This is a genomic window from Micromonospora trifolii (assembly GCF_022229005.1).
Lineage (GTDB): Bacteria > Actinomycetota > Actinomycetes > Mycobacteriales > Micromonosporaceae > Micromonospora > Micromonospora trifolii.
Genome location: NZ_JAKKFD010000023.1, coordinates 130937 through 149989, shown reverse-complemented (window position 1 = coordinate 149989; position 19053 = coordinate 130937). Strand labels below are relative to the sequence as shown.

15 protein-coding genes are annotated in these 19053 nt (G+C 73.2%); 5 read left to right on the top strand and 10 right to left on the bottom strand.

Going from position 1 to position 19053, the window contains the following annotated elements; all coding sequences use genetic code 11:
- Positions 1-54 precede the first annotated feature (54 nt).
- A complete protein-coding gene (locus NIE79_RS16310; protein ID WP_238679407.1) occupies positions 55-2952 on the bottom strand; it encodes a helix-turn-helix transcriptional regulator in 2898 nt (965 codons plus the stop codon).
- Between the two features lie 194 nt (positions 2953-3146).
- Here NIE79_RS16310 and NIE79_RS16305 point away from each other — a divergent pair, with 194 nt between their 5' ends.
- On the top strand, positions 3147-5372 hold the full coding sequence (locus tag NIE79_RS16305; protein ID WP_238679406.1) for an adenylate/guanylate cyclase domain-containing protein: 2226 nt from the start codon (positions 3147-3149) through the stop codon (positions 5370-5372).
- Positions 5373-5402: 30 nt separating this feature from the next.
- Here NIE79_RS16305 and NIE79_RS16300 read toward each other — a convergent pair whose 3' ends face one another.
- A complete protein-coding gene (locus NIE79_RS16300) occupies positions 5403-5948 on the bottom strand; it encodes a YciI family protein (RefSeq protein ID WP_238679405.1) in 546 nt (181 codons plus the stop codon).
- Between the two features lie 44 nt (positions 5949-5992).
- Complete coding sequence (locus tag NIE79_RS16295) at positions 5993-6472, bottom strand: methyltransferase domain-containing protein (RefSeq protein WP_238679404.1); 480 nt, start codon at positions 6470-6472, stop codon at positions 5993-5995.
- Between the two features lie 126 nt (positions 6473-6598).
- Between NIE79_RS16295 and NIE79_RS16290 the strand changes: the two genes are divergently transcribed.
- Together NIE79_RS16290 and NIE79_RS16285 are read left to right on the top strand one after the other, a co-directional pair.
- Complete coding sequence (locus NIE79_RS16290) at positions 6599-9889, top strand: ATP-binding protein (RefSeq protein WP_238679403.1); 3291 nt, start codon at positions 6599-6601, stop codon at positions 9887-9889.
- 114 nt (positions 9890-10003) lie between these two features.
- Positions 10004-10672, top strand: coding sequence for a hemerythrin domain-containing protein (locus tag NIE79_RS16285; protein WP_238679402.1), 669 nt, complete (start codon positions 10004-10006; stop codon positions 10670-10672).
- Between the two features lie 140 nt (positions 10673-10812).
- On the opposite strand, the gene NIE79_RS16280 is transcribed toward NIE79_RS16285, so the two are convergent.
- Positions 10813-11460: a TetR/AcrR family transcriptional regulator gene (locus NIE79_RS16280; protein ID WP_238679401.1), complete on the bottom strand. Its 648-nt coding sequence runs from the start codon at positions 11458-11460 to the stop codon at positions 10813-10815.
- Between the two features lie 50 nt (positions 11461-11510).
- On the opposite strand from NIE79_RS16280, the gene NIE79_RS16270 reads away from it, so the two are divergent.
- Positions 11511-12440 carry an NADP-dependent oxidoreductase gene (locus NIE79_RS16270; protein WP_372471576.1) on the top strand — a complete coding sequence of 310 codons (930 nt, stop codon included), beginning with the start codon at positions 11511-11513 and terminating at the stop codon, positions 12438-12440.
- Positions 12441-12500: 60 nt separating this feature from the next.
- Here NIE79_RS16270 and NIE79_RS16265 read toward each other — a convergent pair whose 3' ends face one another.
- The 6 genes from NIE79_RS16265 to NIE79_RS16240 all read right to left on the bottom strand — a co-directional run bounded on the left by NIE79_RS16265 (position 12501) and on the right by NIE79_RS16240 (position 17623).
- Positions 12501-13067 (bottom strand): dienelactone hydrolase family protein, encoded by a 567-nt coding sequence (locus NIE79_RS16265; protein WP_238679400.1) that lies wholly within the window; start codon positions 13065-13067, stop codon positions 12501-12503.
- 170 nt (positions 13068-13237) lie between these two features.
- Positions 13238-13810, bottom strand: coding sequence for a kinase (locus tag NIE79_RS16260; RefSeq protein ID WP_238679399.1), 573 nt, complete (start codon positions 13808-13810; stop codon positions 13238-13240).
- 15 nt (positions 13811-13825) lie between these two features.
- Positions 13826-14488 (bottom strand): pentapeptide repeat-containing protein, encoded by a 663-nt coding sequence (locus NIE79_RS16255; protein ID WP_238679398.1) that lies wholly within the window; start codon positions 14486-14488, stop codon positions 13826-13828.
- 80 nt (positions 14489-14568) lie between these two features.
- Positions 14569-15675, bottom strand: coding sequence for a nucleotide disphospho-sugar-binding domain-containing protein (locus NIE79_RS16250; RefSeq protein ID WP_238679397.1), 1107 nt, complete (start codon positions 15673-15675; stop codon positions 14569-14571).
- Between the two features lie 112 nt (positions 15676-15787).
- Positions 15788-17095: a phenylacetate--CoA ligase PaaK gene (gene paaK, locus NIE79_RS16245; protein ID WP_238679396.1), complete on the bottom strand. Its 1308-nt coding sequence runs from the start codon at positions 17093-17095 to the stop codon at positions 15788-15790.
- A 78-nt stretch (positions 17096-17173) separates the two neighbouring features.
- Positions 17174-17623, bottom strand: a complete 450-nt coding sequence (locus tag NIE79_RS16240; protein ID WP_238679395.1) for a MarR family winged helix-turn-helix transcriptional regulator — start codon at positions 17621-17623, stop codon at positions 17174-17176.
- 135 nt (positions 17624-17758) lie between these two features.
- On the opposite strand from NIE79_RS16240, the gene NIE79_RS16235 reads away from it, so the two are divergent.
- Positions 17759-18979 (top strand): MFS transporter, encoded by a 1221-nt coding sequence (locus NIE79_RS16235; RefSeq protein WP_238679394.1) that lies wholly within the window; start codon positions 17759-17761, stop codon positions 18977-18979.
- Positions 18980-19053: the final 74 nt, after the last annotated feature.

Here is a 19053-nt window from a genome sequence, read left to right as displayed (position 1 = left end):
GACGTATCCCGGCGCGCACACGCGCCGGGATACGTACTTCAGTGGTCGGGTCGGTCAGGCCCGCTGGTTGCGCAACTGGATCGCGCTGGCCTGCACGCGGGTACGGACCTGGAGCTTGTCGAAGATGTGCGACACGTGCACCCCGATGGTCCGCTCGCTGATGAACAGCCGCTGCCCGATCTCCCTGTTGGTCAACCCCTCGGCGACCAGGGCGAGCACTTCCCGCTCCCGGGCGGTGAGCGCCGCCAATTCGTCGTCGGACGCCTCGACCGGAACGCTGCGCGTGCCGGTGGTGCTGTCGTGCTCGTCCAGCGACACCCGGGCCCGCCCGGCGAGCTCGCGGATCTCCGAGGTCAACGGCACCGCGCCCAACCCCTGCGCCACCCGGTACGCCTCCCGCAGGAGCTTGCCGGCGGTGGCCACCCGGCTGCGCCGGGCCAGCAGAGCCTCGGCCTGCCGCAGCCGCGAGTAGGCCGCCGGGTAGGGGTGATTGCGTCGATCCCACTCGGCGGCCGACGTGGCCCACAGCTCCGGGTCGCTGCCGTCGAGGCGGCTCACCTCGGCGGCGCACAGCGCCAGGAAGCCCTCCACCACCGAGCGCACCGGCCGAGCGGCACCGGCGCTCTTGCGCGCCACCCGCTCGGCCACGTCGCGCAGCCGGCGCACCGCCGTCGGGTCCACCTCCACAGTACGGCTGGCGTGCGCCTCCGCCTCGGCGCGCAGGCCGTGCCAGACCAGCGCGGAGAGGATCATCACGTCGTCGGAACGGCTCTCGGTGAGGCCGCGCTGCACCGCCTGCCGCGCCACGTCGTGCCGGCCCTCCCACATGGCCAGCCCGGAGCGCAGGGTGAGCAATGGAATGACGTGTCGCGCCCCGCCGCCGGCGAGCAGGGTCGCCACCGCGTCGAGGTCCCGACCGGCGGCCTCGATGTCGCCGTAGCCCACCGACAGCCGGCACCGGGCCAACAGCAGCTCCACGGCGTCCGCACCGGACGGTCGGTGCCGCAGGGCCGCCGCCACCACCTTCTCCGCCTCGGCCCACTGACCGACCCGGAACAGCCCGTTGATGGCGATGGCCAGCAGCCGGGTGCCCCAGGTGCGGCCCAGCCCCAGCTCGGCCACCCGCTCGGCGCCCCGCCGGGCCACCACGACGCCCTCTTCGAGGACGTTGAGCGGCCCGGTCAGCAGCTCCGCCAGGTGCAGGTACGCGCAGGCCACGTCCTCGGGCTGACCGGCACGCTCGGCGGTGTCGAGGGCGTCGCGCATGACCGCCAGACCGGCGTCCGGGTCCTCCAGGCAGGCGTCGCTGAAGCCCAATGCCGAACTGGCCAGCACCACCTCGGTGGCGGAGCCCGCGACGTTCTCGGCCAACGCCAGCGCCTCGCGGGCCCGCTCGCCGGCGTCGGCGTAGCGGCCCAGGTGCAGCAGCAGCTCGGCCAGGCGGGCGGCGGCGCTCGCCCGGTCCCGAGGGGAGCAGTCCCCCGCCTTCAACGCCCGCTGGTATTCCTCCTCGGCCAGCGCGGAGCGGCCGGCGGCGGCCAGGTAACGGGCCCGGCGGATGTGCAGCGCGCAGCTCGGCTCGCCACCCCGCAGCGTGGCCAACTCCTCCAGCAGGGCCAACGCGCGGGCGTGTTCCCCACAGTGGTGGGCCGCCTCGGCGGCGTTCTCGAGCAACTCGACCCGGTCCACAGTCAGCGGGCCCAGCTCGGCGGCCAACTGCAACGCCGCCGACCAGTGCCGGTGCGCCTCGGCGTAACCGTGCAGCCGCTCGGCCTCCTGGGCGGCGGCCACCGCCGCCGGCAGGGCGCGCGCCGGCTCGCCGGCCAGCCGCCAGTGGTGCGCCAGACGGGCCTGGTGCAGCTCACCCGGCGCCGTGGTCAGCGCCTCGGCGTAGCGGCGGTGCAGCCCGGAGCGCTCGGCCGGCAGCAACTCGTGCGCCAGCACCTCGGCCACGAGGCGGTGCCGCAGTCGGTAGCCCTCGTCGGCGCCGACCAGCAGCCGGTGCGCCACCGCTGCCCGGGCCGCGGCGATCAGCTCGTCCTCCGGCATCCGCAGCACCTCGGCCAGCAACCAGTGCTGCACCGGCTCGACACCGGCGGCCACCGCGTGCACCACGGCGTGCGCGTGCTGGGGCAGCGCGTCGACCCGGTCGAGGAAGATCTCCCGCAGCGTCTCGGACAGGCCGTCGCGGCCGTCGCGCAGGTCCCGGGCCAGCTCCTCGATGACGAACGGGTTGCCGCCGCTGCGCTGCCACACCTGCTCGGCCGCGTCGGCGGCCAGCGGTCGGCCGACCACCGCGGCGGCGAGGGTCTCGGTGTCGACCCGACCCAGCGGCGCCAGGTCGAGCACCCGCACCGTGCGGAGCCGACGCAACTCGGTGAGCACCCGGCGCAGCGGGTGGGCGCCCTGCAACGACTCGGCACGCACCGCCGCCAGCACCGACAGCTGAAGATCACCCAGACCGGCGAGCAGGTAGAGCAGGAGCTGCCGGGTGCTGCGGTCGACCCACTGGAGGTCGTCGAGGATCAGCACCAGCGGGCGACCCTCGGCGATCAGGTGCAGGCCCCGGGAGACCCGCTCCAGCAACGCGCCGGCGCCGTCCGGGCCGGCGGTCTCGTCGGCGAACATCTGCAACAGCCCTCGCACCGCCGAGGAGGTGCGGGCGGGCGAGGCGGACACCTCGGCGTCGAACCGGCGCAACGCCTGCAGCAGCGGGTGCAGCGGGGAGGCGTCACCGATGTCCAGGCAGCTGCCGGTGAGCACCACGGCGCCGCGCTCCCGCAGGCGGTTGCCGATCTCGCCCAACAGCCGGGTCTTTCCCACTCCGCTCTCGCCGGTCAGGAAGACCGCTGCGGTCTGCCCGTGCGCGGCGTCACCAAGCAACGCGGACCGAACCGTCTGCACCAGCTCGGCCCGGCCCACGAGCGGTGCGGTGTCCACATCGCTGGCCATGCCACGCAGCCTAATCACAGGGCCCCACACCGTTCTACGGCCGCCTACCGCTTGTGGTACTCCTCGCGTCGACTTTGCGACTAAAGGTTGCAGGTGGCCGACATACGTCGTTCGGCAGATCCCCTGTCGGCCCAGGAATGCCAATCTCCGGAGGTGATCAGGCAACAGCGGGGAGAAAGGCCGGTGCGATACCCATGACCACCAGCATCATCGTCGACGCGCAACGGACCGTCACCCCGCTCTGGCCGGTACCCCAGGAGCGGCGCATCGTCACCGTCCTCTTCGCCGACATCGTCGGCTCCACGGCCCTGGTGGACCGGCTCGACCCGGAGGACGTCCGAGCGTTGCAGCGGGCCTACTTCGACACCGTCGCCGGTGTGCTGCACCGCTGGCAGGGGGTGGTGGAGAAGTACATCGGCGACGCCGTGATGGCACTCTTCGGCGCTCGGCACTCCGACGGCTTCGACGCGTACCGGGCGGTGCGCGCCGGGCTGGAGATCCAGGCCGCGCTGGACCGACGGCCCATGGTCGACGGCATCAGGCTGCGCGTCCGGGTCGGTGTCGCCACCGGCGAGGTGGTGGTCGACCTGGGCGACGTCGTCACCGGCGGGCACGGTGTGGCCAGCGGCGCGGTGATCACCGCCGCGGCGCGCCTGCAGGAGTACGCAGCGCCCGGTGCCGTCGCACTCTGCGCGGCCACCGCCCGTGCCACCGCCGGCCTGATCACCCAACGTCAGCTGACGCCGGTGCCGGTCGCCGGCCGGGTGCCGCCGGTGCCGGTCTGGCACGCCGTCGGTCCGGTACGCCCCGGCGCCGACCGGCACGACGGCCCGTTGATCGGTCGACGCCGCGAACTGGCCACCATCCGCGACCAGTTGAGCGCGGCCATCCGGGACCGGACGCCGCGCTGGATCTCCCTGGTCGGCCCCACCGGCAGTGGCCGCAGCCGGCTGCTGCATGAGCTGACCCGCGGGCTGACCACGGTGGACGGCTTGTCGGTCCGCTGGTGTGTGGCGGCCTGCCAGCCGTACCCCGATCAGGTGTTGGCGCCGGTCGCGCACCTGCTCCGCGGCCTCGCCGGGATCCGGCACAGCGACGGCCCGGCGGCGGTCCACGACCGGCTCGTCGCCGCCCTGACGCCGCTGTTCCCGCCGACCAGGGTGGCCACCGCGGTCCCGGCGCTCCAGCGGATGCTGACCACCCCGGACGGCTCGGCCGCCCTCGCCGGGGCGGCGATCTTCCGGGAGGTCCTGCTGCGGCTGGCCGCCCACCGGCCGCTGATCGTGGCCGTCGACGACCTGGACCGGGCCGCGCCCGCGGTGAGCCGGTTCCTGCACGCGCTCTTCGGCGCGGCGACGGAACGCGGACTGCCGCTGGCCCTGCTCACTGTGCACCAACCGCAGTGGGCCGACACCCGGCCCGGCCCGGCCCGACAGATGACTATCGGACCACTGGCCACTGTGCAGTCCGGACGGCTGCTGCGCCACCTGCTCACCCGGGCCGGACAGCCGGTGGCACTGGTCGACCGGCTGCTGCCGCTGGTGGGAGGCCGGCCCGGGCACGCCACGGCGTACGTCACGTCACTGGTGGACGGCGCCGATCCGGCGGCGCTCGCGCTGCCCGAGGCGGTGCGCCGGGCCGTCGGAGCGGAGCTGGACCACCTCGACGGTGAGCGGCGGGCGGTACTGATGGCCGCCGGCACCCTCGGTGGTCTGATCTCCGGCCCGACAGTGGACCGGGCACTCGGCTGGACGCCCGGCCGGTCCGCATCCGCGCTCCGCAGGCTGGTCGCCGCCGGGCTGCTGCTCCCCCACCACGCCGCCGGGTACGCGTTCGCCGCGCCCGCGCTGCGCCAGGTCGCCGCCGAGCGGTTGCCCCGCGCCCTGCGGGCCGTCTTCCAACGTCGGGCCGTCAGCGTCGCGCACCTCGACACCGTGCACCGGGACGCCAACCCGCCCGACCCCGCTGTCAACGGCTCGGCGGCGAGGAACGCCGAGATCGTGCGCCTCGACACCGTTGGTGCTCGGACCGGCCGCCTCGACGCCGTCTTCGCGGCGCTGGCCTCGGCGGGGCCGGGCGGTGTCACCGGTCCGACCGGGCTGAGGCGAGCCAACCCCACCCCGACGATGGCCACCCGTCCCGGCGCCGAGCGCACGGCCGGCCCCCACCGGCTCCGAGCCGTCGCTTCGGTGGGCGACGTACCGCCGACGCCAGCCACAGCGGCGTCCGTGTCTGCGCGCGGTGGAGGTGGTAGCTCGCCCCGGGACGTCGGACGGCCCGCCGTGCCGGTCCGCCTCACGCCGGCGAGTCCGGCCGGGCACTGGACACTCGCCGACGCCGGCAGTCCACCGGGCGTGGTGCGGGCAATACCCCGCCCGCCGTTGATCCGCCCCCTGGACGGCCTGCCCGCCTCCGCCTGACTGCGGGGCATCGGAGGGGGTCAGGACGGGTCAGGACTGTCGCCCGCCGAACTGCCAGTTGTGCACCTCGATGTCGGCGTACCGGTCCACCGTCAGGACGGCGCGCGCCGCCTCCGGGTTCGGTGCCCGGAGCAGCGCGGCGGTGCCGAGCCAGGTGACGCCGTCGTCGGCCAGCAGGGGCCCGTACGCGATCAGCTCGTCCGGGTCGGGTGGCACGGCCAGGTCGACGGCCTGCCCGGCGCCGAGGCCGAGCACCAGATAACGGTTGCCGCCGGTCCGGCCGCCCGGGAAGTCCCACATGGTGCGGCCCAGCGTGTTGTGCCATCGGCGCAGCATCACGTCCCGGTACACGCCGGCCTGGTAGTTCGGCTCCTCGAAGGCGAATGCCCGCGCGGCGGCCGGGTCGGGCAGGTCGACGATGTGCACGCTGCCGGTGGGTGTGTCGCCGACGACTGTCGGGCCACGGGCGATCATCTCCGCCGCGTACCGATCCATGTAGGACCAGTGCTCGGGCAACAGCTCGTCGCGCAACGCCATCGAGCCGGGCCGGTCACTGTGGTAACAGAGAAACTCCACGCCTCATTCTCGCCGGGTGCCCCTCATCGAAGGCGGCCGGGCCGCTACCGCACCGACGCCGAGGCCAGCAGCGCCGCTGTGGGCAGCGCGAGCAGGCCGTCCGGGCCACGGTAGCGGGCGGTCAGCTCGTCGTACGCGGCACGAATGCGGGTGATCATGGCAGCCGGCTGGGTCTCCATCACCAGACCCGGCTTGCTGATGCCGTTGGCAGGGCCGCTCCACCAGGCATCCGGGTCGGTGCGGTGGGCCCAGGTGATCGGAGCGCAGCGCACGTCGGTGAGCCCGGCCTGGTCAAGGAGGCCCGTCAACCCATCGGGGGTACGCGGGAAGTCCCGATCGGCGTGCACCGTCGGGGCGGCGACGGCGCGACGGTCGACGCCAGCGGCGTCGAAGACCTCGCCCCAGAGGCTCTGCGCCTCGGGCGGGGGGTGCGGCCACACGGTGACCGCGACCCGACCAGCGGACCGGACGACCCGTCGCAGCTCGGTGATCGCGGCCAGCGGATCGCCCACGTGATTGATCACGAAGTTCGCCACGGCCCGCGTCGAACGACGGCCCCGCGCGGTGGTGAGCCGCCGTCCACGCCTGCCGTGAGCCGGCCAGTGGGAGCGGCTGAGCCGCTCACCAGCGGTGACTAGGATTGGTCCGTCATGCTGCTACGGGTGCTCGGGCCGCTTGAGGTCGAGGTCGACACAGGCGGGCCGGTCGACCTCGGCGGCCCCCGCCAACGCGCCGTGCTCGCGCTGCTGCTCGCGGCCCGCGGCGAGGTCGTCTCCGTCGGGCAGATGATCGAGGATCTGTGGCGGGGGGACGCGCCGCCGCGGGCGATCGCCTCCCTCCAGGCGTACGTCTCGCATCTGCGCCGCCTCCTGGAGCCGACCCGCGAGCGCCGTGCGCCGGCCCGGGTCCTGGTGACCGCGCCACCGGGCTACGCGCTGCGGCTGCCCTCTGATGCCGTCGACGCCGGTCGGTTCGAGACGCTGCTCGCCCAGGCGCGTACGGTCGGCCCCGCCGACCCGGGCCGGGCCCGTCAGTTGCTCAGCGGCGGCCTCGAACTGTGGCGCGGTCGGGCGTACGCCGAATTCGCCGCTGAGCCGTGGGCGCAGCCGGAGGTGCTGCGGCTGGAGGAACTGCGGCTCGGCGCCCGGGAGCTGCTGCTCGACGTGACGGTGCGCTGCGGCGACGCGGCCGAGGCGGTGCCGGAGGCTGAACTGTTGACCCGGCAGGCGCCGCTGCGGGAGGAGAGTTGGCGGCTGCTGGCGCTGGCGTTGTGGCGTACCGGTCGGCAGGGTGACGCGCTCGCCGCGCTGCGCCGGGCGCGGGCGACCCTGGCGGACCAGCTCGGACTGGACCCGGGCCCGGCGCTGGTCGAGGTGGAGTCCGCCATCCTGGGCCAGCGACTCGACCTGCTGCCACGGGCGCCGGCGACAGCGGTACGCGCCCGGCGGCAGGTGTCGGAGGAGGTCTTCGTCGGCCGGGAGACGGAGCTGGCGGCGCTCCGGCAGGCAGCCGCCGACGCGGTGGCGAGCGGGCCGCGCGTCGCGCTGCTCAGCGGTGAGGCCGGGGCCGGCAAGACGAGCCTGCTCGCCCGGTTCCGGGACGAGCTCACCGCCCACGGCTGGCTGGTCGCGGTCGGCCGCTGCCCGGAGGTCGAGGGTGCCCCGCCGGCCTGGGCCTGGGTGGAGGCGCTGCGGCAACTCGCCGAGCAGGCATCCCCGGGTGACGTCGCACCGGCGCTCGCCCCGCTGCTCGGCGGGGGCGGGGGCGACGGCGAGCCCGGCGGCGACGTCACCGCCGGCCGGTTCCGGCTGCACCGTGCCGTCGGCGCCTGGTTGGAGGCCGCCGCAGCCGGCAGACCGGTCACCGTGATCCTCGACGACCTGCACGCCGCGGACGCCGAGACGTTGCTGCTGTTGCAGAGCGTCACCGAGATGACCACCGGCACCGTCCTGTTCGTCGCGGCGCTGCGGCCCGCCGACAACACCGAGCGGCTCGCCGACACGATGGCCGTCCTGGCCCGCCGGTCACCCCACCGGATCCCGTTGGGCGGTCTGAGCACGTCCGAGGTTGAACGGCTGCTCGGCGCGCTGGCCCGGACCACCGTCGACTCGGACACGGTCGCCGCGTTGGCCGAGCGGACCGGCGGCAACCCGTTCTACGTCCGGGAGTCGGCGCGACTGCTCGCCGCCGAGGGCACGCTCGTGGCCACCTCCGAGGTGCCCGAGGGCGTACGCGACGTGCTGCGCCGACGACTCTCGCGCCTCCCGTCGACGACCGTCTCGGTGCTGCGTCTCGCCGCGGCCGTGGGGCGGGAGGCCGAGGTGCGAACGCTCGTCGACGCCGCCGGCACCGACGAGGGCACCGTCCTGCGGGCGCTGGAGGCCGGGCTGACCGCCGGGCTGCTCACCGAACCGGCGCCCGGGCGGGTGCGGTTCGTGCACGGCCTGGTCTGCGACACCATCTACACCGACCTGCCGCAGCTGCGCCGCACCCGCCTGCACGCGCGGATCGCCGCCGCCACCCGCCGGTTGCGGCCCGACGACTACCCCACCCTGGCCCACCAGTACGCCCGTGCCGCGTCGGCCGACACCGCGCCACTCGCCGTCGACTACGCCATCCGGGCCGCCGAGCTGGCCGAGCGGCGGTACGCGTACGACGCCGCGATCGAGCTGCTCAGCAACGCCGTCGAGGCCGCCGCCACGGTCGCCGGGGACCGCGACGCGCTCCGGGTCGACCTGCTCGGGCGGTTGCTGCGCGCCCAGGCGCGGGCCGGCGCGGTGGCCGCCGCCCGCCAGACCCGCGCTCGGGCGGTCGACGTTGCCGCGGCGTCCGGCCGCGACGACCTGCTGGTCGCGGCGTTCACCGCGTGGACCGTCCCCACCCCGTGGCTGACCCATGAGTACGGCGTGGTGGACCACCGGGTCGTCGAGCTGCTCACCCGGCTGCTGCGCGCCGACGACCTGGACCCGGTCGCCCGCTGCCGGCTGCTGGAGGCGCTGGCCACCGAGTTGGACGGCGAGTCCGACCCGCGAGGCGTGGCGGCCGGACGGGAGGCGCTGTCCCTCTCGCAGCGGCTGAGCGACCCCGAGCTGCGCGCCCTCGGGCTGGCCGCGCGGCTGCGCACCATGAGCTACGAGCGGGAGGCGCCGGAGCGCCGGACCTTCGCCCTCAAGCTGCGCGACCTCGCCGACGAGCACGGGCTGGTGACCTACCGTTCGGTCGCCGAGCAGGCGCTGGGCCACTGCGCTGCCGCGCTCAACGAGCCGGACGAACTGCGCCTCAGTGTCGCCCGGCAGGGGCGGCTGGCCGAGACGTACCAGCTGAACGAGGCGCAGACGATCAACCTGTGCTCGCTGGGTGCCCTCGCGCACATCGCCGGCGACTTCACCGCCGCCCGCCGGCACTACGACCAGGTCGAGGTGCAGATGCGACGGCAGGGTTCACTGCACGCCGAGGCGTTCCACTACTTCTCCACCGGCACCCTGCTGATCAGCCAGGGGCGGTTCGGTGAGCACCTGGAGGCGACCCGGCGGATACGGGGGTCGTTGGGCCCGATCGTGGACGACCTGCTGGCGCTGGCGCTGATCGGAAGCGGACGCCTGGACGAGGCACGGGCGACGCCGGTCGGGCGGCACACCTACCGCCCGGACTACTTCGAGTCGGCGCTGCTCAGCGTACGTGGGATGGTCGTCGTGGCGCTGGGTCGACGGGACCTGGCCCAACCCGTGATCGACGCGCTGCTTCCGGTCCGCGACCAACTGGCCGGTTTCTCCACCACAGCGGCCGTGGTGCGGCCGGTCGCGCTGACCCTCGGTGAGCTGTTCCGGCTGGTGGGCCGCACCGAGAAGGCGACCCGGCACTTCGCCCTCGCCGCGCGGGTGGCCCGCCGGTGGGAGTCGCCGCACTGGCTGGCCGAGGCGACGGCGGCGATGGCCCGCTGACCGTCCCGGTTGGCGGATTCCAAGCCGGTTCCAAGTGGTACCGAGCATGATCAACAGATCTGTGCCAGTTGATCCCTCGGAAAGGTCACCGTGAACCAGAACCACCGCGAAGCCATGGCCGACGTACGCGACATGTACATGGCGCACTCGGCGCTCCGTCGCGAGTTCAGCCTGCTGCCGCAGCTCGTCCGCGACGTCACCCCGGGCGACGCCACGCGCGCGGAGGTCGTCGGCGCCCACGCCGAGATGCTCTGCCACATCCTGCACCTGCACCACGAGGGCGAGGACCTGCTGCTCTGGCCCCTGCTGCTGGAGCGCGGAGGCGCGGAGGCAGAGGCGATCGTCCCCACCATGGAGGCGCAGCACCACGCCATCGAGGACGCCCACGCGGCGGCGGTCGCCCTCCTCCCCCAGTGGCGCCGTACCGCACGCGGCGGTGAGCAGCTCGCGGACACCCTGGAGCAGCTGCGCGCCGCGCTGATCGAGCACATGGCCCTGGAGGAGAGCGAGATCCTGCCGCTGGCGCAACGGCACGTCACCGCCCGGGAGTGGATGCAGCTCGGCGAGCACGGCATGAGCAAGTCCCCGAAGAAGCAGCTGCCATTGGCCTTCGGTCTGGCCATGTACGAGGGCGACCCGGAGGTGGTCAAGGCGGTGCTGGCGCACGCCCCGCTGCCGGCGCGACTGCTCATGCCGATCATCGCGCCCCGGCTGTACGCCAGCCACGCCAAGCGGGTGCACGGCACCGCCACGCCCCCACGCATCGGTGCCAGCGCCCGCTGAGCAAGGTCGGCGGCTCGCCCGACGCGGCTGGGTCGGCTTCGCGACCAGACCCCGCCCCGCCCCGCCCCGCCCCGCCCTGAACATGATCGACGCGGCGACCCTGCCGGCCGGGATCCCGGCCGGCTGGGTCGCCGGTAGTATTAGCCCACTCTGCCGCCTCCGGATACCGACGCCGGAGGCGCCAAGCGCGCCACGGGCGGGAGCGGCGAGACATCCGCAGAGGCGTGGAATGCCGAGATGGCGAGCGCGGCGAAGCGCCGGGAGGCGCTGACCTGAGCAGTCGGCGAGGTCACGTGGATACCGCTGTTGGCCATGAGCACGAGGATGACGTCGTCGAGGACGAAGTCGGCGCGAAGGCGACCCGCTTCCTTCGCACGGCGGGCCAGGTCGTCGATCGCTCTGAGCGCGTATTCACGGCGCGCCTCGAAATCAACTGCATGGGGAAAGGTCGACATAAGAGCTGCGGTAAAGCCTCGGTCGCGTGCGTGCAGTTCACACATCTTCTCGATCACGAGACAGAAACCGTGCCATGGATCCGGATCGGCCAGGCCCTCGTCGACAACGCCGCGACACGCGTACATCTGTTCTGCGAATGCCTCGGTGACCAGCATCTCCTTGGTCGGGAATCGGCGGTACAGGGTGGCGGGTGCAACCCCGGCGCGCCGTGCGACCTCCCGCATCGGCACGTCCAGGCCGTCAACGGCGAAGACGGCGCGAGCGGCCTCGAGGATGCGCTCGCGGTTGTCCAGGGCGTCGGAGCGAAGAGCGTGAGGCAAACGATCGGTCACGGCTCTCACTTTAGCGAGGCGGGCAGCGGCCCACGTTAGCGTCCCTGCGCATGAGGGCTTTGCAATTTTCGAAGTACGGTCCCGCGAGTGTCCTTGTAGTGTCGGAGACACCGGAACCGCACGCCGGACCCGGCCAGATACGGGTGACGGTTCGGGCGTCGGGTGTCAATCCGGCCGACACCTACGTTCGCGCCGGCCGATTCCAGGAATGGATTCCGCTCCGCCTGCCGCACGTGCCCGGTGTCGACGCTGCCGGTGTGGTGGATGAAATCGGTGACGGGGTGACCACGGCTCGAATAGGCGATGAGGTTTTCGGTATCACGGACTACGCCCAGATGGGCGGAGCGAACGCCGAATACGCCGTCCTGGCCGCGTGGGCACCGAAGCCGGCCGCCCTGACCTGGGAGCAGGCCGGCGGCGCGGCGGGCAACATCGAGACGGCCACCCGAGTGCTCGACCGGTTGGGCGTCACGGACGGCACCACGTTGTTGATCGAGGGCGCGGCCGGCGGGGTCGGTACGACAGCGATCCAGCTCGCTGTCGCTCGCGGTGCGGCCGTCATCGGCACGGCCCGCGACAGCAACCATGAATTCCTCGCCTCGCTCGGAGCGATCCCGACCACCTACGGCCCCAGGCTGGCCGAGCGTGTCCACACTCTGTCGCCCGGCGGGGTGGATGTCGTACTCGACTGTGCCGGCTCTGGTTCACTGCCAGACCTGGTCGGCCTGGTCGCGAGCCCGGACAGGGTGGTGAGCATCGCCGACATCAACGCCGCGGCCTACGGCGTGCACCTGTCGCGCGGCTCTGGCCCCGGCGCGGACACACCGGCCCTCGAAGGAATCGCCGCCGTCGGCGAACTCGCCGAACGGAGTCGTTTCACAGTGCCGGTCGCGGCTGTGTTCTCTCTGCAAGAGGCGGCCGCCGCGCACCAGCTGAGTGAGTCCCGCCATGCGCGAGGCAAGATCGTGCTGAAGCCGTAGGGTGCCAGACCCAGCCTCTGTCCACCTGACCCGAGCACGCGCGGTCCGCGGGACGGGTGCTCAGCGGGCGGCCAGGAAGGCCAGCACGCGCGGCCAGACTCCGGCGGTGGCGTCCGGGGAGTGCTCGGCCAGGTCCGGGTCGGTGAACAGGTGGCCCACGCCGGGATAGCGGAAGACCGTCAGGTCGGCGCCGGCGTCGGTCAGCGCCTGCTGCCACTCGTCGACCTCGTCCTGCGCGTCGTACGGATCGGGGTCGGCGAGGTGCAGCTGCACCGGCAACCCGGGTCGGACCGCGTCCGGGGCGCCGCCGGTGCCGTGCAGCAGGAGCAGACCGGCCGCGTCGGGGCGCTCGGCCAGCAGCGCCCCGGCCACCCCGGCGCCCATCGAGAAGCCGGCGAGGACCGTCTCCGGTGGCAGGTCACGCAGCGCGTCGCGGGCCCGGTCCAGCACCACCTCCTGGCCGATCTTGTCGAGCAGCGCGAAGCCCTCCTCAACGGTGTCGGTGGCCGGGACGCCGTACAGGTCGGGGGTGCTGACCTGATGCCCGGCGGCGCGCAACCGGTCGGCGGCGGTGCGCACGGCGGGCCGCAGCCCGTACACGGAGTGGAACAGCACGACGTGTCGCATCCGGTCATCCTGCCGCAGTCGACCGTCCGTCCGGTGGGGCCACGCGGGGTGGGAGCATGATCATGGTCGAGTCATCGGGGCCAGCCAGGATGCGTCATTCCATCTGTTCGCGGCTATGCCGATTCGCCTGCCCACGGGGGCGGCATGGCCTCGCGGGGTGAGGGCTAGCTCTACGGGGACGGAACGTCCGGCAGCAGGTCGTCGTCGTCGCGTCCGGTCTGGGGTAGCCCAGCCACAGCGGCGATGGCGTTGACGGCCTCGTCCAGTCCGGTGGTCTCGGGGAGGACGAGTTCGTCGGGCCAGCCCAGGACGTCATGGGCGGCGTACCAGCCGCTCATGTGCTCGGCGGTGAACTCACCGGCCTGCGGGCGGGTGAGGTGCCGGCGCAGGGTCTCGGCCAGGGACACGTCGAGATAGCAGAACAGCGACCGCCCGCGGTGACCGTCCCGCAGGGAGGTCAACATGCCGCGGTAGCGGCCAGCGTGCATGATGCCGTCCAACACCACGTGGTAGCCGTGGTCCAGCGCGAACCGGACGGTCTGCGCGATCAGCGCAGGCGCGATGCCGCCGGGCAGGTCCCGCTCGCGCAGCAGGATGCGGCGCAGGTAGTCCTGCTCGACCAGGGCGCAGCCCCGGCCGTGCCGGCGTCGTAGCTCGCGGGCGATGCTGCTCTTGCCCGAGCCGGAGTTGCCCCGAACGCAGACGAGGATCGTGTCCGGGCTACCGGTGGGGTCAGCGAACACCACGCCTCCTCGGCGTCAATCGTTGCGCACTGTGAGATTGAGGGCGGCGACGGTCAGCTGGGTGAGGTCAGGAAGTTGGCCCTCGTCGAGGGTGACGCCGCGCAGGTTGTCCAGCGGCGTCTTGAGTCCCTGGAGCCGGCTGCCCCGCAGGTCGGTGCCGTCGAGGTGGCAGGAGTCCAATTCCAGGCCGGCGAGGTCACAGGACCGCAGCGCGATGCGAGGTAGTCGGCAGGAGGACCACGCGCCGTTGGTGAGAGTGCAGTCAGTGAAGGCGACCGAGCCGGCGGCGGTGACGCGGTGGAAGGTGGCGTAGTCGAAGCGGCAGCGGTCGAACAGGACGTCCTTGAGGCGCACGTCGGTGAGTCTGGTGCCGGTGAACCGGGAGCCGGTAATGGCGCAACGTTCGACGATCATGCCGGTCAGAGTCGCGCCGGAGAAGTCGGTACGGGTTATCTCGCAGCCGTAGAGGCTTCCGGCTCCCCAGGTGCTCTCGCTCAGGTCCACGCCGGTGATCAGGCTGCTGCGGATGCGGGGGTCCTCCAGGTGCGAGCCGTGCCACGCTGCGCCGTTGACGAGGGCCTCGGTGAGGCCGCCGGCCAGGTCCGTCGTGGTGTCGAGGTCGTCCGGTTCGAGGTCCGGCAGCAGGACCTTCATGTCCCCGATCGTGGTGGTGCGCATGTGTCCTCAACCTCCGTGGGCGCGGGGTAGGCACGCCACCCCTGCGGTCCGTCGTCACGACGTGACCCGCGGATCAAGAGTCAGACCAGTGCCGCCAGCCGCGCGACCAGGTCCGGCGGTGGCGGCATCGCGGCGATCTCGCGGCTGACCTGCACGGCGGCGGTACGCAGGCGCTCGTCGGTGAGCAGCTGGGTCAGCGCCCGCGCGGTGATGTCCCGGGGGCGCAGCGCCAGGCCGGCGCCCCGGCGGGCCACCAGCTCGGCGTTGTGCCGCCGGTCCCCCGGGCCCGTGGTGGCCAGCTGGGGCAGACCGGCGGCGAGGGCGCCGAAGGCGCTGCCCGCACCACCGTGGTGCACCAGCGCCGCGCTCGTCGGCAACGCCTCGTCGAGCGGGATCCAGTCGACCACCCGCACGTTGGCGGGCAACGAGCGGGCCGACCGCTCGTCGGGGCGGACCAGCACGATCTCGGCGTCCACCTCGGCGGCGGCGGTCACCACGGCGGGCATCGGCCCCCGGTCGCCGGGGCCGGTCAGGGTGCTGCGGGTGACCAGGATCCGGGGGCGCTCACCCGGCTCGCGCAGCCAGGCCGGCAGCTCGCCGCCGCCGACATAGGACGTGTAGCGCATCGGCCAGCCGCCCTGGGTGGCAACGCTGGGCGGGGCCACGGCGAGGGCGGCGGCCGGCGCGGGCAGCTCGGTGAGGCCGTGACGGCGCAGCGCGGCGCCGAGTCGGGCGACGGTGGCGCGGACCAGGTCCCGCCCGTCGAAGAGGGCGTTCTCCTGGCGTACGGCCGGCACGTCGAGGCGTGCGGCGGCCACCGCACCGGCGACCGCGAACGGTTCGTACAGCACCAGATCCGGCCGCCACTGGGTGGCCAGCGCGACCACCGGATCGGTGAGCTGGTCGTTGAGCGCGCCGAACAGCAGGCCGGCGCCCCGGGTGCCGGCGGTGCCGGCCATCTCCGCCCGCGCGATCAGCGGATGGCGGGGAAAGACCCGCAGCGCGATCCGGCCGAACTCGAAGCCCGGCGCGATGTCGTGCACCGGCAGACCGGCGTCGGCGGCGGCGAGAGCACCACCGCCGGTGGCCACCAGCACGTCGTGGCCGGCGTCGCGGAGCGCGACCGCGAGCGGCACCAGCGGGAAGACGTGCCCGACGAGCGGAGCGGAGACCACCAGCACGCGCATGGGCAGGATCCTATGTCGACAACTGCCACACCTGCCGGCCCGCCAGCGGTCGAGTCGTTCCGTGACCTCGTCGTCGAGCCGTATCTAGGGGGCCCGGTACGTCGGGCAGCGGTCAGGCGGACGGTCGCTGGTCGACGATGCGGCGCATCTTGCCCATCGACCGTTCCACGGTGTCGGGGGCGAGGACGTCGACCGCCACGCTCACGCCGATGGTGTTCTTCACCAGTTGAACCAGCGTGCTGCCGGCCCGCTCGGCGGCGTCCACGTCGATGTCGGCCCGCCGCTCCACCCGTACCGTCAGGGTGTCCAGCCGGTCGTGCCGATCGAGGACGCACTGGAAGTGCGGCGAGAGCTGCGGGGTGCGCAGGATCAGCTCCTCGATCTGGGTGGGGAAGATGTTCACCCCCCGCAGGATCATCATGTCGTCGGTCCGGCCGGTGATCTTCTCGATCCGGCGCATCGGCCTTGCGGTGCCGGGCAGCAGCCGGGTCAGGTCGCGGGTGCGATAACGCACGACCGGCATCGCCTCCTTGGTCAGGGAGGTCAACACCAGCTCACCCCGCTCACCGTCGGGCAGCACCGCCCCGGTGACCGGATCGATGATCTCCGGGTAGAAGTGGTCCTCCCAGAGGTGCAGCCCGTCCTTGGTCTCGACGCACTCGGTCGCGACGCCGGGGCCCATCACCTCGGAGAGCCCGTAGATGTCGACGGCGTGGATGTCCAGCTGCTGCTCGATCTCGCGGCGCATGTCCTCGGTCCACGGCTCGGCGCCGAAGATGCCCACCTGCAGTGAGGTGGCGCGCGGGTCGACGCCCTGGCGGCGCATCTCGTCGACGATGGCCAGCAGGTAGCTGGGCGTGACCATGATGACCTCGGGCTCGAAGTCGCGGATCAGCATGACCTGACGCTCGGTCATGCCCCCGGAGACGGGGATGACAGTGCAGCCCAGCTCCTCGGCCCCGTAGTGCGCGCCCAGGCCGCCGGTGAAGAGCCCGTAGCCGTACGCGACGTGCACCCGGTCGCCGGGACGGCCGCCGGAGGCGCGGATCGAGCGGGCCATCAGCCGCGTCCAGGTGCGCAGGTCGTCGCGGGTGTAGCCGACAACTGTCGGCCGGCCGGTGGTGCCGGAGGAGGCGTGCAGGCGGGCGACCCGCTCCCGGGGTACGGCGAACATGCCGAACGGGTAGTTCTCCCGCAGCTCCGCCTTCCCGGTGAACGGGAAGCGCGCCAGGTCGTCGAGATCCCGGCAGTCGTCGGGGTGCACGCCGGCCGCGTCGAACGCCCGGCGGTAGTGCGGCACGTTGTCGTACGCGTGCCGCAACGACCAGCGCAGTCGGTCACGTTGCAGGGCGCGCAGCTCGTCGATGCCGGCGCGCTCGATCGGCTCCAGCTCCTCCGGACGAGGGGTGCGGTCCTGCATCGGCTGCCTCCTTGGCGCGGCGGTCCCGGTGGGGCTGCGGGTACCGTACGCCCGCTGTCGCCGGGGCCGGCGGGGCGGTCAGCGGGTGGCCGGCAGCCGGTGCAGGGCGTCGACCAGCGGCGCCAGCTCGGGGGTGGCCTCCGCCTGGGCGAGCGCGTCGGTGAGCACCCGGTCGTGGGTGGGTCGGGTCTGCGCGAGCAGCTCGGAGCCGGCCGGGGTCAGCTCGGTGTAGATGCCGCGCCGGTCGTCGGCGCAGAGGATGCGGGTGAGCAGCCCCCGCTGTTCGAGGCGGGTGACCAGCCGGGTGGTGGCGCTGCCGGAGAGCGCGGCGGCGCGGGCGAGCTGGCTCATCCGCATGTGCCAGCCGTCCTGCCGGGAGAGCGCGTCGAGCACCGTGTATTCGACGACGGAGAGGTCGTGGTCGGCCTGCAGGGCCCGCTCCAGGGATGTCTCGATCAGCCCGTGCAGGGCGGCGAGGGTGCGCCAGCCCTGCGCGCGGATCTCGACCGCGTCGTCGGCGATGCCCATGCCGGCCTCCTGGGTGTGATCTGAACGGACCCCAGACTACCACGCTTGCGCCGATATAAAGCGCGTGCAAGTATTTCGTTGCCGGCGCGTGTAGTTGCACGCGCCGCATATCTGACCTCTCCGGATGGGAAGACCATGTCCGTACGCCACAAGTCCCTGCCGCCCGGCCTGATCGCGCTGGCCATCGGCGCCTTCGGCATCGGGCTCACCGAATTCGTGATCATGGGGCTGTTGCCCGAGGTGGCCGCCGACTTCGCGGTCAGCGAACCGGTGGCCGGCTGGCTGATCTCCGGCTACGCGCTCAGCGTTGCCGTCGGCGGGGTCGCCCTCACCGCGGCGGTCACCCGCCTGCCGCGCAAACCCGTGCTGCTCGGCCTGATGGTGCTCTTCATCATCGGCAACCTGCTCTCCGCCGTCGCCGGCGACTACACAGTGATGATGGCCGGCCGGATCGTCGCCGCGCTCTGCCATGGCGCGTTCTTCGGCATCGGCGCCGTGGTCGCCGCCGGCCTTGTCGCACCGGCCCGCCGGGCGGGCGCCATCGCCATGATGTTCGCCGGCCTGACCATCGCCAACGTGCTCGGCGTGCCGTTCGGCACCTTCCTCGGGCAGCACTTCGGCTGGCGGTCGACGTTCTGGGCGATCACCGCCATCGGGGTCGTCGCTCTGATCGGGCTGGCCCTGCTGATTCCGGCGGGCGACACCGCCAACGCCGACCGCCCGGCCGGTGGGCTGCGCGGCGAGTTGCGCGCCTTCACCAGCCCGCAGGTCTGGCTCTCCCTGGTGATCACCGTCCTGGGCTTCGGCGGGATGTTCGGCGCGTTCACCTACATCGCCTACACGTTGACCGAGGTCAGCGGCTTCGCCACCAGCACCGTGCCGTGGCTGCTCGTCCTCTTCGGCGTGGGGCTCTTCGCGGGCAACCTGCTCGGCGGCCGGGCGGCGGACAGGTCACTGTCGCGCACGCTGGTCACCGTCCTGGCGGTGCTCACAGTGGTGCTCGTCGGCTTCGCGCTGACCGCCACGAACCCGGTGCTGACCATCGTCGCGCTGGTGCTGATGGGTGGCTTCGGCTTCGCCACGGTGCCGCCCCTGCAAATGCGGATCATGCGGTACGCCCATCAGGCGCCGACCCTGGCGTCCGGGGCGAACATCGCCGCGTTCAACCTCGGCAACGCGTTGGGCGCGTGGATCGGCGGGGTGACCATCGCCGCCGGACTCGGCTACACCTCGCCGATCTGGGCCGGCGCCGCACTGACCCTCATCGGTCTGGGCGTACTCCTCGCAGCGCTGCGGTTGGCGCGCCGCGACGAGCCGGCCCAGGCCGACGCGAGCCTGGTGGACGCCCCTGTCTGACCTCGCCGGGAGGAGGACGCCGGGCCGGGCGGATGCCCGACCCGGCGTCGCTCTGATCATCGCTCTGCCATCTT